Source organism: Evtepia sp., from assembly GCF_056797215.1.
On the sequence record NZ_JBQILM010000005.1, the window covers coordinates 18,703 to 37,604 of the forward strand.

Annotated in this window: 15 protein-coding genes and 1 pseudogene; 12 read left to right on the plus strand and 4 right to left on the minus strand. The window is 59.7% G+C overall.

All coding sequences use genetic code 11. The features are described from left to right. Nucleotides 1-14: 14 nt before the first annotated feature. Nucleotides 15-1,424, minus strand: coding sequence for a MocR-like pyridoxine biosynthesis transcription factor PdxR (gene pdxR / locus ACTOZL_RS02080; RefSeq protein ID WP_482476420.1), 1,410 nt, complete (start codon nucleotides 1,422-1,424; stop codon nucleotides 15-17). A 249-nt stretch (nucleotides 1,425-1,673) separates the two neighbouring features. Here pdxR and ACTOZL_RS02085 point away from each other — a divergent pair, with 249 nt between their 5' ends. Continuing rightward, the gene (locus ACTOZL_RS02085) at nucleotides 1,674-5,141 is read left to right on the plus strand and encodes a pyruvate carboxylase (RefSeq protein WP_482476421.1); all 3,468 of its coding nucleotides are present in this window, start codon (nucleotides 1,674-1,676) and stop codon (nucleotides 5,139-5,141) included. A 246-nt stretch (nucleotides 5,142-5,387) separates the two neighbouring features. Here the strand turns inward: ACTOZL_RS02085 and ACTOZL_RS02090 are convergent, their stop codons facing one another. Both ACTOZL_RS02090 and ACTOZL_RS02095 read right to left on the minus strand, forming a co-directional pair. Then, nucleotides 5,388-6,605, minus strand: a complete 1,218-nt coding sequence (locus ACTOZL_RS02090) for an aspartate aminotransferase family protein (RefSeq protein WP_482476422.1) — start codon at nucleotides 6,603-6,605, stop codon at nucleotides 5,388-5,390. Between the two features lie 175 nt (nucleotides 6,606-6,780). Next, nucleotides 6,781-7,026 carry a hypothetical protein gene (locus ACTOZL_RS02095; protein WP_482476423.1) on the minus strand — a complete coding sequence of 82 codons (246 nt, stop codon included), beginning with the start codon at nucleotides 7,024-7,026 and terminating at the stop codon, nucleotides 6,781-6,783. A 112-nt stretch (nucleotides 7,027-7,138) separates the two neighbouring features. Between ACTOZL_RS02095 and mtnA the strand changes: the two genes are divergently transcribed. Beyond that, a complete protein-coding gene (mtnA, locus tag ACTOZL_RS02100; protein WP_482476424.1) occupies nucleotides 7,139-8,227 on the plus strand; it encodes an S-methyl-5-thioribose-1-phosphate isomerase in 1,089 nt (362 codons plus the stop codon). Continuing rightward, nucleotides 8,224-8,886, plus strand: coding sequence for a class II aldolase/adducin family protein (locus ACTOZL_RS02105; protein WP_482476425.1), 663 nt, complete (start codon nucleotides 8,224-8,226; stop codon nucleotides 8,884-8,886). Before mtnA ends, ACTOZL_RS02105 begins: the two co-directional genes overlap by 4 nt. A 67-nt stretch (nucleotides 8,887-8,953) precedes the next feature. On the opposite strand, the gene ACTOZL_RS02110 is transcribed toward ACTOZL_RS02105, so the two are convergent. Further along, nucleotides 8,954-10,222: an LCP family protein gene (locus tag ACTOZL_RS02110; RefSeq protein ID WP_482476426.1), complete on the minus strand. Its 1,269-nt coding sequence runs from the start codon at nucleotides 10,220-10,222 to the stop codon at nucleotides 8,954-8,956. Between the two features lie 386 nt (nucleotides 10,223-10,608). On the opposite strand from ACTOZL_RS02110, the gene rimP reads away from it, so the two are divergent. From rimP to ACTOZL_RS02155, 9 genes and pseudogenes are all read left to right on the plus strand, one after another. Further along, nucleotides 10,609-11,064, plus strand: a complete 456-nt coding sequence (gene rimP / locus ACTOZL_RS02115) for a ribosome maturation factor RimP (protein WP_482476427.1) — start codon at nucleotides 10,609-10,611, stop codon at nucleotides 11,062-11,064. A gap of 57 nt (nucleotides 11,065-11,121) precedes the next feature. Beyond that, a pseudogene (nusA, locus tag ACTOZL_RS02120) lies at nucleotides 11,122-12,240 on the plus strand (transcription termination factor NusA); the annotation flags it as partial. Nucleotides 12,241-12,579: 339 nt separating this feature from the next. Continuing rightward, complete coding sequence (rnpM, locus tag ACTOZL_RS02125) at nucleotides 12,580-12,855, plus strand: RNase P modulator RnpM (RefSeq protein WP_482476428.1); 276 nt, start codon at nucleotides 12,580-12,582, stop codon at nucleotides 12,853-12,855. Continuing rightward, the gene (locus ACTOZL_RS02130; RefSeq protein WP_482476429.1) at nucleotides 12,848-13,279 is read left to right on the plus strand and encodes a L7Ae/L30e/S12e/Gadd45 family ribosomal protein; all 432 of its coding nucleotides are present in this window, start codon (nucleotides 12,848-12,850) and stop codon (nucleotides 13,277-13,279) included. Before rnpM ends, ACTOZL_RS02130 begins: the two co-directional genes overlap by 8 nt. A gap of 75 nt (nucleotides 13,280-13,354) precedes the next feature. Continuing rightward, nucleotides 13,355-15,745: a translation initiation factor IF-2 gene (gene infB / locus ACTOZL_RS02135; protein ID WP_482476430.1), complete on the plus strand. Its 2,391-nt coding sequence runs from the start codon at nucleotides 13,355-13,357 to the stop codon at nucleotides 15,743-15,745. Nucleotides 15,746-15,749: 4 nt separating this feature from the next. Further along, nucleotides 15,750-16,112: a 30S ribosome-binding factor RbfA gene (gene rbfA, locus ACTOZL_RS02140; protein ID WP_482476431.1), complete on the plus strand. Its 363-nt coding sequence runs from the start codon at nucleotides 15,750-15,752 to the stop codon at nucleotides 16,110-16,112. Then, entirely contained in the window at nucleotides 16,105-17,055 is a 951-nt protein-coding gene (locus ACTOZL_RS02145; RefSeq protein WP_482476432.1) for a DHH family phosphoesterase, read from the plus strand. The genes rbfA and ACTOZL_RS02145 overlap by 8 nt, the downstream gene beginning before the upstream one ends. Next, complete coding sequence (gene truB / locus ACTOZL_RS02150) at nucleotides 17,048-17,917, plus strand: tRNA pseudouridine(55) synthase TruB (protein ID WP_482476433.1); 870 nt, start codon at nucleotides 17,048-17,050, stop codon at nucleotides 17,915-17,917. Before ACTOZL_RS02145 ends, truB begins: the two co-directional genes overlap by 8 nt. 2 nt (nucleotides 17,918-17,919) lie before the next feature. Beyond that, nucleotides 17,920-18,822: a bifunctional riboflavin kinase/FAD synthetase gene (locus tag ACTOZL_RS02155; RefSeq protein WP_482476434.1), complete on the plus strand. Its 903-nt coding sequence runs from the start codon at nucleotides 17,920-17,922 to the stop codon at nucleotides 18,820-18,822. Nucleotides 18,823-18,902: the final 80 nt, after the last annotated feature.

Below are 18,902 nucleotides of genomic sequence, written 5' to 3' on the forward strand. Positions count from 1 at the left end.
CCTTTCTGTGCAATTCACGTCCCCAGCACCGCCCGGCACAGCCGTTCCACAGCCTCCGGGATACGCCCCTCTTCCAAACCGGAATAATTCATCACCAGCACATGGGGGCGGCGGTTTTCCTGGGTAAAATAGTACTGGGAGATGAAGGAGAGGCGCAGATCCAGGGCCTGCGCGGCCTGGATGATCTCCTCGTCACTGCGCTGGGTATCCACCTCCAGAAGGAAGTGGAGCCCAGCATTTTCCTCGCTGATCTTGACCCGATCTGCCAGGGCACTTTTCCGCAGCTCCCCCAGGAGCCTATCCCGAAGCCCCCGGTAATGGTTGCGCATCCGGTTGATGTGCTTTTCAAAATAGCCCTTAGAGAGGAAGCGGGCTAGGGTCATCTGCTCCAAACAGGAGACGGTGCCGGAATAAAAGCCCAAGGTCTCATAGAAGCGGGTGACCAGGTGCTCGGGCAGCACCAAGTAGCTGATGCGGAAGGCCGGCGCCAGGCTTTTTGAAAAGGTGTTGATATAAATCACCTTCTCCATCACATCAATGCTCTGTAAGGTTGGAATGGGGCGGCCGGAGAGGCGGAACTCACAGTCATAGTCGTCCTCAATGATGTAGCGGTTCTCCCCCTTGGAGGCCCAGCTCAAAAACTCATACCGGCGGCTCACAGGCATCACTGTCCCTGTGGGAAAGTGGTGGGAGGGGGTAATGTGCAAAATCTCCGCCCCACTCTCCTCTAGCTTCTGGGGGATGATCCCCGCAGCGTCCATGGGGATATGAAAGGTCTGCACGTCGTTCTTCTCATAAATCTTACTCAGGCGTAAGTAGCCTGGGTCCTCCACGGCGTAGCCCCGGCTGCGGCCCAAGAGCTGGATGAGGACACTATAAAGGTACTCTGTCCCCGCCCCCACCACAATCTGTTCCGGGTGGATGGACATGCCCCGGAACTGGTAGAGGTGGTCCGAGATGGCCTGGCGAAGCTGCTGGATACCCCCGGCGGAGGTGTCCGTGAGCAGCGCCGTCTCGTCCTCCCCTGCTGTCACGTCCCGCAGCAGCTTCACCCAGATGGAAAAGGGAAACATCTCCTTGGCCACAGAGCTGCCCACGAAGTCGGCAAAGTAGACCCGCTGGGAGGGCTTCCCCTGGACGGGGGCCTCCCGCCGGGGTGGCGGGGGGGGCGTCTCCCCTTTTTCCAGCTCGCACACATAGTACCCCCGTTTGGGCAGGGTATAGAGATAGCCCTCCGCCACCAGCTGGGCATAGGCACTCTCCACGGTGATGGTGCTCACCCCCAGGTTTTTGGCAAAGCTGCGCTTGGAGGGGAGCTTCTCCCCGGACTTCAGTTTCTTTTGCAGGATATCCTGCTTGATGCAGCGGTAGAGATGCTCATACATGCTCTCTGCATCAATGCTTTCAAAGGAATAGGTCAGCAAAATAGAGGCCCCCTTTCCCGGCTGCGGCATGGTGCCGGCGGCGGACTGACCATGTCGGTTTTTGGAAAAATCTGCGTTTTGTCACGATCAGGCGCATTATATCTCTTTTCCTCCCGCTTGTAAAGATGAATTTTGTAGTTTTCCCCCAAGGGCTAGCCCTTGCGGGGGTTTTGCCTTTCGTGTATAATAAAATTGAATCAAAGTATGGGGCTTCCCATGCAAACCCACACAAGTAAGGAGTTTGTCTCTATGAGTGAAGTACGCATCAAAACCTTCAAGCGCGTGTTGGTCGCCAACCGGGGCGAAATCGCCATCCGCGTTTTCCGCGCCCTCAAGGAGCTGGGCATCACCTCGGTGGCCGTCTACTCCAAGGAGGACAAATACGCCATGTTCCGGACCATCGCCGATGAGTCCTACCCCTTGAACCCTGGCAAGGGGCCCATCGATGCGTATTTGGATATTGAAGGCATTCTGAAAATCGCCAAAGAACACAACATCGACGCCATCCACCCCGGCTATGGCTTCCTGGCAGAAAACCCCAACCTGGTGGAGGAATGCGAGCGCAACGGCATCACCTTCATCGGCCCCACAGTGGAGAGCATGAACGCCATGGGCGACAAAATCTCCTCCAAGCAGATCGCCATCGCCTCCCAGGTCCCCATCATCCCCGGTGTGGACCACGCCATGAAAACCTTGGACGAAGCCATCGAGGTGGCCAAGAAGGTAGGCTACCCCATCATGCTCAAGGCCTCCAACGGCGGCGGCGGACGTGGCATGCGTATCGTCTACAAGGAAGCCGATATGGCCAAAGAGTTCAAAGAGGCCATCGACGAGTCCAAAAAGGCCTTTGGTGACGACCAGGTCTTTATCGAAAAATACCTGCGGGGCCCCAAGCACGTGGAGGTCCAGGTCCTGGCGGACCACTATGGCAACGTAGTCCACCTCTACGACCGCGACTGCTCCGTCCAGCGCCGCCACCAGAAGGTGGTGGAATACGCCCCCGCTTTCTCCGTGCCGGAAAAGACCCGTCAGGAAATTTTCGAAAGCTCCCTGCGCCTGTGCAAGCAGGTGGGTTACCGCAATGCCGGCACCTGTGAATTCCTGGTGGACTTGGAGGGCAACCCCTACTTCATCGAGATGAACCCCAGAATCCAGGTGGAGCACACCGTCACAGAGCTGGTCACCGACGTGGACATCGTCCGCTCCCAAATCCTCATTGCCGAGGGCTATCCCCTGAACTCCCCGGAGATCAACATCCCCTCCCAGGAGTCCATCCAGTGCCACGGCTACGCCATCCAGACTCGTGTCACCTCCGAGGACCCCTCCAACAACTTCCTCCCCGACACCGGCAAGGTCAGCGTCTACCACTCCGGCTCCGGCAACGGCATCCGTCTGGACGGCGGCAACATCTACACCGGCGCAGAGATATTGCCCTATTATGACTCCCTGCTGGTAAAAATCTGCTCCTTCGACCGTACCTTTATGGGCGCTGTGGCCAAGTCCCGCCGTGCCCTGCGGGAGATCAAAATCCAGGGGATCAAGACCAACATCTCCTTCCTCATCAACGTTATCAACAACCCCACCTTCCAGGATGGGCGCTGCTACACCACCTTCATTGAGGAGACCCCGGAGCTCTTCACCCTCACCCACTCCCTGGACCGGGCCTCCAAAATCCTGGACTTCCTGGGGGACAAGATCGTCAACGTCTCCGCTGGCAACAAGCCCTACTTCGAGGACCGGGTGCTGCCCAAGTTTGACGAGACCATCCCCATCTACGGTGCCAAGGATGAGTTCAAGAAGCTGGGCGCCAAGGGCTTCACCCAGAAAATCCTGGGGGAAAAGCGACTGTATGTGACAGACACCTCCATGCGTGATGCCCAACAGTCCCTCATCGCCACCCGGATGCGTACCAAGGACATCGTGGGGGCCGCCCGTGCCTCTAACTACGTGTTCCAAAACGCGTTCTCCGTGGAAGCCTGGGGCGGGGCCACTTATGACACCGCTTACCGCTTCCTGAAGGAATCCCCCTGGAAGCGCCTGGAAATCCTCAGCGAGCGGATGCCCAACACCCTGATCCAGATGCTTCTCCGGGCCTCCAATGCCGTGGGCTACAGCAACTACCCCGACAATCTGGTGAAGGAGTTCATTCGCATCTCCGGCATCAACGGCATTGACGTCTTCCGTGTGTTCGACTCCCTGAACTGGATCGAGAACATGAAGATGCCCATTGAGGAAGCCTTGAAAACCGGCAAGATCGTAGAGGGCGCCCTTTGCTACACCGGCGATATCCTCAACCCCAACGAGGTCAAGTACACCCTGGACTACTATGTCAAAAAGGCCCACGAGCTGGAAAATATGGGCGTCCACATCCTGGCCATCAAGGACATGGCAGGTCTGCTGAAGCCCTATGCCGCCCAGAAGCTGGTGGAAACCCTCAAGAGCGAGCTGCACATCCCCATCCACCTGCACACCCACGACACCACCGGTGCCGGTGTGGCCACCGTGCTGAAAGCTGCCGAGGCCGGGGTGGATATCGCGGACCTGGCCATTGAGTCCATGAGCTCCTGCACCAGCCAGCCCTCCCTGAACGCTGTGGTGGAAGCCCTCCGGGGGACCGAGCGGGACACCGGCCTAGACTTCGAGGGCTTGGATGAGTTAAGTCGTTACTATGAGCACGTCCGCAAGGTCTATAAGTCCAACGAAAGCGGCATGGTCGCCCCCAACGCCCAGATCTACAAGTATGAGATCCCCGGCGGCCAGTACTCCAACCTCCTGGCCCAGGTCACAGAGATGGGCTCCAAGGACGAGTTTGAAAAAATCAAAGAGCTCTACCGTCAGGCTAACATCCTCTTGGGCAACCTGATTAAGGTCACCCCCTCCTCCAAGGTGGTGGGCGATATGGCCATTTTCATGCTCAAGAACGATTTGACCATGGACAACATCCTCACCGACGGCGTAGGCCTGTCCTACCCCGACTCCGTGGTGGACTTCTTCAAGGGCATGATCGGCCAGCCTGACGGCGGCTTCCCCAAGGAGCTGCAAAAGATCGTCCTGAAGGACATCGAGCCCATCACGGTCCGCCCGGGCACCCTGCTGCCTGATGTAAACTTTGAGGAGATCATCGCCCACCTCAAGGAAAAGTACGACATGTCCGGCTATTCCGACTTCGAGATGGCCCAAAAAGCCGTCAGCTATGCCTTGTATCCCAAGGTCTACGAGGACTACTGCACCCACTTCGAGGCCTATAACGACGTCACCAACCTGGAAAGCCATGTATACTTCTATGGTTTGCGCCAGGGCGAGGAGACCGTGCTCAAGGCGGGCAATGGCCAGGATATCATCATCAAATTCGACCACATGTCTGATCCGGACAAGGAGGGCTACCGCATCCTGACCTTCGAGGTCAACGGCGTGCTCCGGGAACTGAAGGTCTTGGATAAGACCCTGGAAGTCCTGGAAGACCGTAAGCTCAAGGCCGACAAAAACAACCCCTGCCACCTGGGCTCCACCATCCCCGGCACTGTGGAAACCGTCCTGGTGAAGGAGGGCGACGAGGTGAAGGTCAACCAGCCGCTGATGATCGTGGAGGCCATGAAGATGGAAACCACCTTTGTCTCCAAGGTCAACGGCAAGGTGGATAAACTCTATGTGGTCCCCGGCGACCGGGTGAACGCAGAGGATCTGTTGGTTTCCTTCATTTTGGATGAAGAAGAATAACACGTTCTAAGTTCATAATAAAAGAGGGCCTCCCGTATGGGAGGCCCTCTTTTTTAAGGCTCAAACAGGTCACAAAAAGAACTTCGCCGTTTTCAATGAGGGGATATAGCCTGACGCGTTCTGATTCGTGCCTGTGGGCCCAAGCTTTGGGAGGCTTTTTCACATACTGATTCCGAAAAGATAAGAACCCCCGCTGGCCGAAGCCAGCGGGGGTTGATTGCTGTTCAACTCTTAATCTTGCAAAAATTACTTCGCAACAGCGTTGATAGCGGCAGACAGTCTCTCGACAGCGACGTCGCAGTCAACAGCACGGATGATCAGAGGAGGCACCATACGGATGATGTTGGAGCCGATAGCGGTGACCAGCAGGTGGTTGTCGATGCAGTGATGCTTGACTTCCACGGAGTTGATGCCGTCTTCCAGCTCGACGCCGACGAACAGGCCGCGATGACGGACAGCCTTGACGTGAGGCATCTTAGCCAGCTTCTCAGCGAAGTAATCGCCAACGATCTGAGCGTTCTTGGGAGCGTCGATGCGCAGCATCTCACGCAGCTGAGCCAGGGAAGCGGCGCAAGCCACAGGATGACCAGCATAGGTGGAACCATGGGAGCCGGGGGTGAAAGCAGAAGCCAGCTCGTTGGTAGCGCAGACAGCAGCGATGGGCATGCCGCCGCCCATAGCCTTAGCCATGGACACGCCGTCGGGCTTCACGCCGTAGGTCTGATAGCACATGAAAGCGCCGCAACGGCCCCAGCCAGCCTGGACTTCGTCCAGCAGGAACATGATGCCCTTCTCGTCGCAGAGCTTACGGATGCCTTCCATGAACTCCTGGGTTGCGGGGAACACGCCGCCCTCGCCCTGAACAGGCTCGAACATGATAGCGCAGGTGTTGGGAGTGATGGCGTCAGCGAAAGCCTGCACGTTGTTGTACTCGGCATACTTAAAGCCGACGGGCAGGGTGCCGAAACCGACCTGGATGGCGGACTCGGGCTGACCGGTAGCGGTCATGGCGCCCAGGGTACGACCGTGGAAGGACTTCTTAGCGGTGATGATCTCGAAATGCTCGGGACCATGATGGTCAACACCGTACTTACGAGCCATCTTGATCATGGCCTCGTTGGCCTCGGAACCGGAGTTCTGATAGATGATCTTGTCCATGCCGGCGGCCTCGCAGATCTCCTTGGAGAGGATGGCCTGGGGAATGGTGTACGGATAGTTGAAGGTGTGCATGACGTCCTGAACCTGGTCGATGACAGCAGCAACGACCTTGGGGTTACAGTTACCCAGGGAGTTAACAGCGATACCTGCATAGAAGTCCAGGTAGGGCTCACCGTTCTCGTCATACATATAGATGCCCTCTGCATGGTCGCAGACGAAGTCCATACGCTCATAGGTCTCGATCATGTACTTTTTGACCTGGGCCTTCAGTTCAGCGGCGCTCATGCCAGTGTCTTTCAGTCTCATAATAGATTTCCTCCCATTCAAATATAAAAATAATTTAGGGATCCGCTGGCTCCGGCGTTCCGAAACCAGTATTCGCGACAGCTCTCCACTAGGTAGACAAGCTGTTGTGAATCTTAAGAATACGGGACTTAACATCGGTTGTCCTGTAACTTGTGAACATAATAACATCATTTTCTCAAAAATGAAATACACCTTTTGCACAAATTATTCCAGCATATTTCCTGCAAAAACAGCCAGGTTTATGCAAGAAATCCTGCACTTTTTGTCGCAATTTCTCCCTTCGTTTTTGTTTTCCCGGAAAAAAACAGGTTTTAATTCTTAGAAAACCCTCTTTTGTCCACTTTTTTTGTCTTAGCCCGGGAGTTTTCTGTCTCCTTTGGTCATTTTGCCCTTCGGCATTTTGCACAATCCATTTTTTCACCCGCCCCTATTTCTCCCTTTCTCCCGCCGGGACATCCTTCCGCGTTGCTTTTCCCCACGCTTCTTGTTACAATGGTAGCAAATAAACTGGAATGCAAAGGATGTGACATACATTGGAACTGGAACAAGTCACCCATGTGGACAATGTCCGCCTCTCCGATGACGGGCGGGCGGTGCGGATTCTGGACCAGAGCCTGCTGCCCAATCAGACGGTCTATTTGGAGCTGTCTACCCCAGAGGAACTTTATGAGGCCATCGCCAGCCTACGGGTCCGGGGGGCCCCCGCCATTGGGATTTTCGCCGCCTACGCCCTGTATGTGCTGGCCCTCCAAAGCAAGGCCCCCCACTACGCCCCGTTCCTGGCGGAGTGCCAGCGCCACCGGGACTACCTCAACGCCTCCCGTCCCACAGCGGTGAACCTGCGCCACGCCCTGGACCGGATGGTGGCGGTGGCAGCCTCTATGCCCTGCATGGACGTGGCCTCCATCCAGGATGCCATGCGGGAAGCGGCCCTGGCCATCCACCGGGAGGATATTGAGATGTGCCGGGCCATCTCGGAATACGGCCTCTCTCTGGTGAAGGCGGGGGACGGCATCCTCACCCACTGCAACGCGGGGCCTCTGGCCACCTCCCGCTATGGCACCGGCCTGGGCCCCCTCTTCCTGGCCAAGGAGCGGGGCATCCCCCTCCACGCCTGGTGTGACGAGACCCGCCCCCTGCTCCAAGGCGCCCGGCTCACCGCCTATGAGCTCCAACGGGCAGGGGTGGACTGCACCCTGATCTGCGACAACATGGCTAGCCTGGTAATGAAGGAGGGAAAGATCAACGCCTGCTTCGTGGGCTGCGACCGGGTGGCCCGGAACGGGGACACCGCCAACAAGATCGGCACCTCTGGGGTGGCCATCCTGGCCAAGCACTACGGCATCCCCTTCTACGTGCTGGGCCCCTCCTCCACCATCGACTTCTCCTGCCCCGACGGAGACCATATCCCCATTGAGCTGCGCAGCGGGGAGGAAATCAAGGAGAAGTTTTTCGCCGCCCCCTCCGCCCTACCGGAGGTAACGTGCTACAACCCCGCCTTTGATGTCACCGACCATAGCCTCATCACCGCCATCGTCACGGAGAAGGGTATCTGTTACCCTCCCTTTGCCGAGAGCTTTGCCCAGCTCTTTGGGCCCCGTTGGAAGGAGGCCTCCCTATGAGCCACTACATCAGCGACCACCAGGCCCGGCAAGAAATCCTCTCTGCCGCCCTGCGGCTCTACCAGCGGGGGCTGGTGGCTGCCAACGACGGCAACCTCAGCCTCCGGGTGGGCGGCAACGCCCTGTGGGTGACCCCTTCTGGGGTATCCAAGGGGGCCCTGGGGGAGGAAATGCTGGTAAAGCTGGACATGGAGGGACAGGTGCTGGAAGGCCACTGGAAGCCCTCCTCCGAATCCAAGCTGCACCTGCGCATCTATCAGGAAAACCCGGAGGTCCGGGCTGTGGTTCACGCCCACCCCCCTGCCGCTACCGCCTTTGCCGCAGCAGGCATCCCCTTGGACAAGCCTGTCCTGCAAGAGGCAGTGGTCCAGTTGGGGGCTGTGCCCCTAATCCCCTTTGCCCTGCCAGGGACCCAAGAGGTGGCCGACGGTGTGGCCCCCCATTGCCGGAGCTGCCGGGGGGCCCTGCTGGAATACCATGGGGCCGTAACCTGGGGGGCCACCATGGAGCGGGCCTGGTTCCGCATGGAAAGCCTGGAACAGCTGGCCCAGGTGAGCCTGCACTTGAACGCCCTGAACTGTACACGGGTGATGCCGGAATCCACGGTACGGGAGCTGGAAGGCCTGCGGGAGGCTTGGGGGCTTCATCCCTTCCACTGATGTCCCCCACTTCCCCACACAAAAAGACTAAAAAAGCGGAGGGCCATCCCTCCGCTTTTTGTTTCCCTTATTTCTTTGCCTGGAAGATATTCAAATCCGTCAGGCTCATGGTCTGGGTATAGGGGTTCACCAGGTCGTTGATCAGGGTCAGGGCTTCCTCTGGATAGAGCTGATAACACCAGTCCACATCCCTGTATTTCACCGTACCATCCCCTGGCAGGGTGCCCCCTTGGATCCCTGTGCCCAAATCCAAGCTCAGAGCCTGGCTGGCGAACCATGCCATATTGGTGGCGCTGAGGTTGGTTTTCACATTGTCCTGGAATATCTTCAAATAGTCATTGACCTTGGTGATGCTGGACCAGGAAACAACCTTTTTTGCCACGGTTTTCATCACGTTCTGGATGGTCTCCGAGCGCTGGACGTCCCCCAAGGGGTAGCCAGTGCCATCAGGATTCTTTCGGAAGCGGCAAATCTCCATAGCCTGTTGGCCGGTCAAGTGCTGCATCCCCGGCTGGTAGTAAATTTCCAGGTCCTGGGTGTAGTCCTCATAATACATCTCCACCGGGACGTCAAAGTCAATGCCCCCCACGGCGTCCACCAGTTGAATGAAGCCGTTCAGGTCGATCTCCACCGTGAAGTCGATGGGGATCCCCAGCAGCTCCGTCACCACCCGCTCCAAGTTTTCAATGCCACCATGATAGGAGGCATTGATCTTCGGATAGTCCTCCTTGACCAGGGTATCCCTGGGAACTGAGAGCATCCCCAGCTTCTGGTTTGGCACGTCATAGGTGACCACCATGATGGCGTCGGCGTTGCCGCTCTCCTGGTCGGGGCAGGTGAGCAGGAAGGTATAGGTCTGCTCCCTGCGTGGATAGAGGCCGCCGCCCACCCTGGGGGCCACGCCCTCTTGCATCTGCTGGTTCCCGATGTTGTCCGCGGGAATCTCCGGGGCAGGCAGGACGACTTTATAGACGCCGTAACACACCACAATCACCGCCGCCAAAATCACAACGGTGCCGTAGATGGCCTTCAAGACTCCGTGTCCCTTTTTCTTTCGTTTCTTCTTCCTGGGCCCATTCCCCCCTGGGGCGGGGCCGGAGGACGAGGCGCGGTGCTGTCCGCCCCCCCGGTAGGGCCCATCCTCCCAGCTGTCGTAAGCACTGCGGCTCTCCCCTCTGCGCCGGGGCTGGTCGTCATAGGACAGCCACTCATAGTCCAGTTCTGACTGTTGATTCCTGTTCTGCCCATCTATATTTCGGTTCGGATACCTGCCCTGAGAGTCTCTCGACCCGCCAGAGGGGCGGTTCCGGTGATAATCATTTGGAGTTTGAGCCAAAATCGGGTCCTCCTTTTACTCCTCTTCCGCAAGGATGCGCCTGCATCCCCATGGTGTCCCACGTTATAATTTTAACCATTATACATAAAGGAAGGTTTTTCGGCAAGGCCCCCAGGGGAAGTTTTTCCATTGTTTATAATTCCTTCACATTTTCCCCAACATCGCCATATACACGATACCTTATCCTCAAAAGGCCGGCACTATGCCTCCTGGACGGGCATTGGCGGGGCGTCCCTTCTATTGTTTGCAAATCCCTCCATATTTTTTCATGAATTTGACCCAAGCCCCTTGCAAGCATCCCCCCGGCGTGGTATAATAAGCGTGTTTTCAAGATGGAAGTATAAGAGAGTGGGGCTTGCCCCGCTCTTTCTTTATGGAGGTTTCTCATGTCTAAGATCACTGAACTGGTGACTGACCTGGCCCGACCCGTGGTGGAGGACAACGGCTGCTCCCTGTGGGATGTGGAATATCTCAAAGAGGCCGGGAGCTGGTACCTGCGCCTGTATATCGATAAGGAAGGCGGCGTGTCCATTGACGACTGCGAGGCCGTCAGCCGCGCCGTGGACCCCCTGCTGGACGAAGCCGACCCTATCCAGGACGCCTACACCTTTGAGGTCTCCTCCGCTGGCGCCGACCGGCCCCTGAAAAAGCCGGAGCATTTCGCCGCCTACCTGGGGGCCCAGGTGGACGTGAAGTTCTACCAGGCGGTGAACGGCCAAAAGAGCTGCACCGGCACCCTGATGGGCTATGACGGCGGGGATGTGGTCCTGGATCTGGACGGGGAACAGGTGACCCTGCCCAAGAAAGACGTGGCCGTTGTGCGCCTGCACTTGAGTTTTTGAACCCCTTTGACCCTTCAGATATAGTTTATGCAATTGCAATGAGGAGAATATTTCGCCATGGCTAAAAGATCAGCGAAAGCAGCAAAGAGCAACGAGCTAGACGGCGCAGAATTTTTCGCCGCCATCGCCCTCATCGAACAGGAAAAGGGCATCCCTAAAAGTTATATGATGGAGAAGATCACCCAGGCCCTGATTACCGCCTATAAGCGGGACCACGAGGGCATCACCGACAATGTGATGATCGACGCCAACGAGGCCGCCGGCACCGTCCGTATGTTTGTCAAAAAAGACGTGGTGGAAGAAGTGGATAACCCCTATACGGAGATTTCCCTCACCGAAGCCCGTGCCAGCCTCCCCACCGCCCAGATCGGCGACGTGGTGCGCATGGAGATCAAACCCCGCAACTTCGGCCGCATCGCCGCCCAAACCGCCCGCCAGGTGATTATCCAGGGAATGCGTGAGGCGGAGCACAACATGATCTATGACATGTTCAGCTCCAAGGAACACGAAATGCTCCTGGGCACCGTCACCCGGGTGGACCCCCGCAACGGGGCCGTGTCCCTGCGCATTTCCAGCAACGGTGAGACCACCGACGCCTACCTCTCCCCCTCCGAGCAGGTCCGGGGGGAGGTCATCCGGGAAGGGGAGCGCATCAAGGTCTATGTGGTGGAGGTCCGCCGGGCCAGCCGGGGCCCCCAGGTGCTCATCTCCCGGACCCATCCGGGGCTGGTAAAGCGCCTGTTCGAGCTGGAAGTGCCGGAAATCTACGACGGCACCGTGGAAATCCGCTCTATCGCCCGGGAGGCCGGGAGCCGCACCAAAATCGCGGTGTGGTCCGCCGACGAGAACGTGGACCCCATCGGCGCCTGCGTAGGCCCCAAGGGCCAGCGGGTGAACAACGTGGTGGCGGAGCTGCTCAACGAAAAGGTAGATATCATCAAATACAACGACGACCCGGCGGTGTACATCGCCGCCGCCCTCTCCCCTGCCGACGTGCTCTCCGTCGTCCCCAGGGAGGAGAGCAAGAGCTGCCGGGTGATGGTCCCCGACGACCAGCTCTCCCTGGCCATCGGCAAGGAGGGCCAAAACGCCCGCCTGGCCGCCAAGCTCACCGGCTATAAAATCGACATCAAGTCCCAGTCCTCCGCCCACGAGTGGGAGGAAGAGGACGCCGCTGCCGCCGCCGAAGCCGCCCTGGCCGAGGCCCAGGCAGCCCTGGAAGAGGACGACAGCTTCCCCGAGGAAGACGGTCTGGAAGCAGACCTGGCGGACAGCATGACGGCTGACCCTGCTGATCCCGAGGAAGATTCCCAAGAAACAGAACCAGCCGTGGGCACCGAGGCCCCCGCCACCGACTCGGAGGCGGAAATGCTGGAAGAGGACAGCCCCGAGGCTGAGGACAGCGCAGCCCCAGCAGAGGTGTCCCAGCCGGAGGAAGAGAACAGCGAAGATACCCTGTAAGAACCCCAGGCGGCTTATCCGCCTGTTGGTTACGATAAAAAAGGAGGCGTCCCCATGCCAAAAAAAATCCCATTGCGGCAATGCCTTGGCTGCCGGGAAATGAAGCCCAAGCGGGAGCTGATCCGGGTGGTCCGCTCTCCCCAGGGGGAGATTTCCTTGGACTTCCACGGCAAACAGCCCGGCCGGGGCGCTTACCTCTGCCCTGACCCCAGTTGCCTGAAGAAGGTGCGCAAGTCCAAAGCCCTGGAACGCGCCTTCAGCCTCCCCATCCCCGGGGAGGTCTACGATGCGCTAGAGGGCCAGATGGAAGGGGGCGGCACGGATGGATAGCATGACCTCCCTTCTGGGCCTGGCGCTCAGAGCGGGACGGCTTGCCGTGGGGGAGGAGCCAGTCGGGGCGGCCTGCCGGGCGCACAAAGCGTACCTGCTGCTGCTGGCCTGCGACGCTGCGGACAACACCATCCGCCGGGCTCACCAGTTCACCCAAGCCGTAAAGACCATAACCCTGCCCCTGCCCCTGGACAAGACGGCCCTGGGGGCCTGCCTGGGCCGGAAGAGCTGCGCCATGGTGGCCCTCACCGACGTAGGTCTGGCCGCCTCGGTGGCGGAAAAGCTGGCCCAGTTAGACCCAGAGGCCTACGGCCAGGGGAGAGATACCCTGGCCCAGTGGGCCGCCCGGGCCAAACAGCGCCGCAAAGCGACCCAGGCCCGGAAGAAACGTCCCAGCCAAGGGAAGCAGGAGAAGAAAAAGTGATCCCGGCCTTTCAAGGGCCGGTGAGGCATAGGCCGCAGGCCAGAGCGCCCAGCGGCCATAACGGAGGTGGCTTATTTGAGTTTTGAAAAATATCGTGTGCATGAGGTAGCCAAGGATTTTGGGAAGCAGACCAAGGACATCACCCAAATCCTCAGCACGTACGCTACCACGCCCAAGAACCACATGCAGGTGCTGGAGGACAAGGAGCTCTCCATCATCTTTGAGTATCTCACCCAGCATAACCAGGTGGAAAGCCTGGAAACCGTCTTTGCCAACGCCCCCGCCCCCAAGCCCAAGGCAGCCAAGGGCGACAGCGGCAAGGGCAAGGATAAGGCCGAAGGCAGCAAGGACGGCAAGGGCAAATCCGCCCCCAAGGGCGGCAAGAATGCCCCCAAGGCCGAACCCACCAAGGACAAGGCAGCCCGCCAGAACCAGGGCAACGCCCCCAAGGCGGAGGCCCCCCAGCCCCAGAAGCCCACCACCCGCGTGCCGGAAAAGAAGCTGGTGGACACCCGCAAGGGCGGCGACGTCAACCTGGACAAATACGACGAAAAGCTGGAAAAGCTGGCCCCGGAACGGGCCAACCGGATGCAGAGCGGCAAGCAGAAGATCCAGAACCGGGGCAACCAGCGCCGGGGCGGGAACTTTGGCAACAAGCGCCGCCAGGAGGAGCAGGAGAAGATGCGCCGGCTCCAATTGGAGATCGCCAAAAAGACCCCCCTCACCGTGAAAATCCCCGACGAGATCGGCGTGGGCGAGCTGGCCTCCCGGATGAAAAAGACCGGGGCAGATGTGGTAAAGTGCCTCATCAAGAACGGCGTCATGGCCTCCCTCAGCGATATCATCGACTTCGACACCGCCGCCATCATCGCCGAAGAGCTGGGCTGCAAGGTGGAGAAGGAAGTCATTGTCACCATTGAGGAAAAGCTCATCGACACCGCCGAGGACAAGGAAGAGGACCTGGTCTCCCGGGCCCCCGTGGTGGTGGTCATGGGCCACGTGGACCACGGCAAGACCTCCCTGCTGGACTATATCCGCCATTCCCAGGTCGCCGAGGGCGAGGCCGGCGGCATCACCCAGCACATCGGCGCCTATCAGGTGGAGGTGAAGGGCAAGCCCATCACCTTCCTGGACACCCCTGGCCACGAGGCCTTCACCGCCATGCGTGCCCGGGGCGCCATGATTACCGACATCGCCATCCTGGTGGTGGCTGCCGACGACGGCATCATGCCCCAGACGGTGGAGTCCATCAACCACGCCAAGGCCGCAGAAATCCCTGTGATCGTGGCCATCAATAAAATGGATAAGCCCGAAGCCAACCCCGACCGGGTGAAGCAGCAGCTCACCGAATACGGCCTGGTCACAGAGGAATGGGGCGGTGACACCATCTGCTGCCCCATCTCCGCCAAAACCGGCATGGGCATCGACAACCTGCTGGAGATGGTGGCCCTCACCGCCGAGATGCGGGAGCTGAAGGCCAACCCCAACCGCTCCGCCCACGGCGCCGTCATCGAGGCCCGTTTGGACAAGGGCCGGGGCCCCATCGCCACCCTGCTGGTGCAGAAGGGTACCCTCCACCAGGGGGACGTCATCATCGCCGGGACTGCCGTAGGCCGTGTCCGCGCCATGACCGACGCCAAAGGCCGGAAGATCAACCTGGCCGGTCCCTCCGTCCCTGTGGAGATCACAGGCATGGGCGAGGTCCCCGGCGCCGGGGACGACTTCCACGCCGTGGCCGACGAGCGTATGGCCCGGGAATTGGTGGAGCAGCGTAAGCATGAAAACAAAATGGCCGCCAGCGCCGGAAGCCAGAAGGTCACCCTGGACGATTTGTTCTCTCAGATCCAGCAGGGCGAGCTGAAGGACCTGAACATCATCGTCAAGGCCGACGTCCAGGGCTCCGCCGAGGCCATCAAGAGCTCCCTGGAAAAGCTGAGCAACGAGGAGGTCCGGGTGCGGGTGATCCACTGCGCCGTGGGCGCCATCAACGAATCCGACGTGATGCTGGCCTCCACCTCCAACGCCATCATCGTGGCCTTCAATGTCCGCCCCGATGCCGCCGCCAAGGACTCCGCCGCCCGGAACAAGGTGGATATGCGGATGTACCGGGTCATCTACGACTGCATCAACGAGATGGAATCCGCCATGAAGGGCATGCTCTCCCCCAAGTTCAAGGAAGTGGCCTTGGGCAGCGTGGAGGTCCGGGAGGTCTACAAGATCACCGGCGTGGGCATCGTGGCCGGCTGCTACGTCACCGAGGGCAAGATCCTGCGCTCCGCCCAGCTGCGTCTGGTGCGGGACGGCATCGTGATTCACGAGGGCAACGTGGCCTCCCTCCAACGCTTCAAGGATTCTGTGAAGGAAGTGGCCCAGGGCTACGAGTGCGGCATCAGCATTGAGAAATACAGCGACATCAAGGTGGGCGACATCATTGAAGCCTTCGTGATGGAGCAGATCGAGGTGTGATCCTATGGCCTCCAATCGAATCGGACGCATCAACGAGGAGATCCAACGGGAGCTCAGCGACCTGCTGCGCTCGGTGAAGGACCCACGGGTCCACGGCCTGGTGTCCATCGTCCGGGTGGACACCACCCCGGACCTCCACTACGCGAAAATATACGTCAGTGTCCTGAACAAGGAGGACGGCAAGGAGGTCTTGAAGGGCCTGCGCTCGGCTGGGGGCTACCTGCGCCGGGAGCTGGGGAGGGCCCTCTCCCTGCGCCACACCCCGGAGCTGATCTTCCAGGAGGACGACTCCATTGACCAGGGCGCACATATCCTAAAACTGCTCAACGACATTGAGCGCAAGGAGGCGGAGGAGCACCATGACTGAGCGAGAAGCCGCCGCCCTCCTGGGCGGGCTAGAGGACGTGCTCATCCTCACCCACCGCCGCCCGGACGGGGATACCATCGGCTGTGCCGTGGCCCTGTGCCTGGCCCTGCGGCAGTTGGGCAAGGCCGCCTACGTCCTTCCCAACGAGGACGCCCACCATCTCTTTGACCCCTATTTTGAAGGGGTGCTGGCCCCAAAAGGCTTTGTGCCCAAACAGGTGGTCAGCGTGGACACCGCCTCCCTGGGGATGCTCCCCAAAAGCGCCAAGCCCTACCAGGACAAGATTGTCTTGGCACTGGACCACCACGGCTCCAACGAGGGGTATGCGCAAAACAACTGTGTAGACCCCAGCTGTGCTGCCTGCGGGGAACTGCTGTTTCGTATCTTCGGCCTTTTGAACGTCTCCATCACCCCGGAGATTGCCCTTCCCCTGTATATGGCCATCGCTACGGATACGGGCTGTTTCGTCTACTCCAACACCACCCCCCAGACCCACCGCATTGCCGCCGCGCTTATGGAATCCGGCTGTGATACCCAGTGGGTGAACAAGCGCCACTTCCGAATCAAGAGCCGTACCCGTATCCTGGTGGAGAGCCGCCTGGTGGAGGAAATGGACTTGGAGGAGGAGGGTACCTTGGCTTTTGCCTACGTCACCCAGGCCCTTGTCCAGGACTTAAAGGCCACCGAGGAGGATTTAGACGACATCTCCTCCTTCATCGGCCTGCTGTCCGGGGTAGTAAATGCTGTAACCCTTAAGGAGCTGCCAAAGGGGGGCTGTAAGGTCTCCCTGCGCACCGACGGGAAGAGCCTCAACGCCTCCGCCGTCTGCGCCCGCTTTGGCGGGGGCGGCCATCCAGCGGCGGCAGGGTGCATGATCCCCGGCTCCCCCAAGGAGGTCCACGACGCCCTGATGGAGGCCATCCAGGCGGTGCGCCATGGCTAACGGCATCCTCATCATCGACAAGCCCGGGGACTGGACCTCCCATGACGTGGTGGCCAAGCTCCGGGGGCTTCTCCATGAGCGGCGCATCGGCCACGCAGGAACCCTAGACCCCATGGCTACCGGTGTCCTGCCGGTGTTTGTGGGGCGGGCCACCCGGGCGGTGGAGTTCGCCGCGGAACGGGAGAAGGAATACCTGGCCACCCTGCGCCTGGGGACTGTCACCGACACCCAGGACATCACCGGCACCATCCTCTCCACCCAACCCATCACCGCGACACGGGAGGCGGTGGAGGAAGCCCTAGCGGGCTTTCGGGGGGACATCCAACAGGTCCCGCCCATGTACTCCGCCATCAAGCGGGAGGGGAAAAAGCTCTACGAGCTGGCCCGTCGGGGCCAGGAGGTGGAGCGGACTCCCCGGCCCATCACCATTCACGAACTGGAACTGCTGGACCAGCCCTCCCCCACGGACTTCACCCTCCGGGTGCTGTGCTCCAAGGGGACCTATGTGCGCACCCTCTGCCACGACATCGGACAGGCCCTGGGCTGCGGTGGCACCCTGGCCGCCCTGCGGCGGACCCGCTCGGCAGGTTTTTCCCTAAACGAGGCTGTAACCTTAGAGCAGGTGGCCCAGGCAGAGGATCCCACCGCCCTGCTGCTGCCGGTGGACAGCTATTTCGCCGGCCATCCCATCCTCCTTTTGAAAGAGGGCGCGGCGGAGAAGCGGCTGCGCAACGGCAGCCCCCTCTCCCTGGACGGGCGCGACGGAACCTATCGGGTTTACAGCTCCCGGCAGGAATTCCTGGCCCTGGCCCGGCTAGAGCGGGGCCGTCTGACAACCATCAAGAGCTTTTTCGAGGTGTAACTATGGACGAGCAAACACGAGTCATTGCCCTGGGCTTTTTCGACGGGGTCCACAAAGGCCACGGCGCATTGCTGCACCGGACCGCCGAGGTGGCCGAGGCCACAGGCGCTGTCCCCGCTGCTTTTACCTTCGACCCCCATCCCCAGGACGTGATCCTGGGCAAGCCCACGCCCCTGATCTCCTCCCCGGAGGACCGGGCAGACCTGATGCGCCACTATTATGGCATCCAGGACGTGATCGTCCAACCCTTCACCCCGGACTTCATGAAGCAGCCCTGGCGGACTTTTTTAGAGGAAACCTTGGTGCATAACCTACACGCCGTCCACCTGGTGGCCGGACACGACTACCACTTTGGCTATAAGGGGGAGGGCAACCCCCAGCGCTTGCAGGAGACCTGCAAGGAGCTGGGCATTGGCTGTGACATCATCCCCAAGGTGGAGCAGGACAGCATCACCGTCTCCTCCACCTATATCCGCTCCCTCATCGCCCAAGGGGAAATCCAGCGGGCCAACGAGTTTTTAGGGCATCCCTATACCCTCAGCGACCATGTGTCCCACGGGAAGAAACTGGGCACCACCCTGGGTTTCCCCACGGTGAACCTGAAGCTGGGACAGAACGTCCTGGCCCCAGCCAAGGGGGTCTATGCCACCAGGGTACGGCTGGAAAACGGACAAGAGCACATCGCCGTCACCAATGTGGGCAACCGCCCCACGGTAGACGACGGGCTGGAACTGACCATCGAGGGCTTCATCCTGGACTTCGACGGGGACCTCTACGGCCAGAAGATTCAGATGGAGTTTTATGAATACCTCCGGGAGGAGCGCAAGTTCCCCTCCTTCGACGCCCTCAAGGCAGAGATCGCCCACAACGTGGAGCAGACCAGGGAATATTTCGCCAGGGGCTGAGGGCTCCCGGCAGAAAAAACAGGTCATCCAAACGGTGTTGTCCCACCGTTTGGATGACCTGTTTTTGTGTTTTCTCTGTG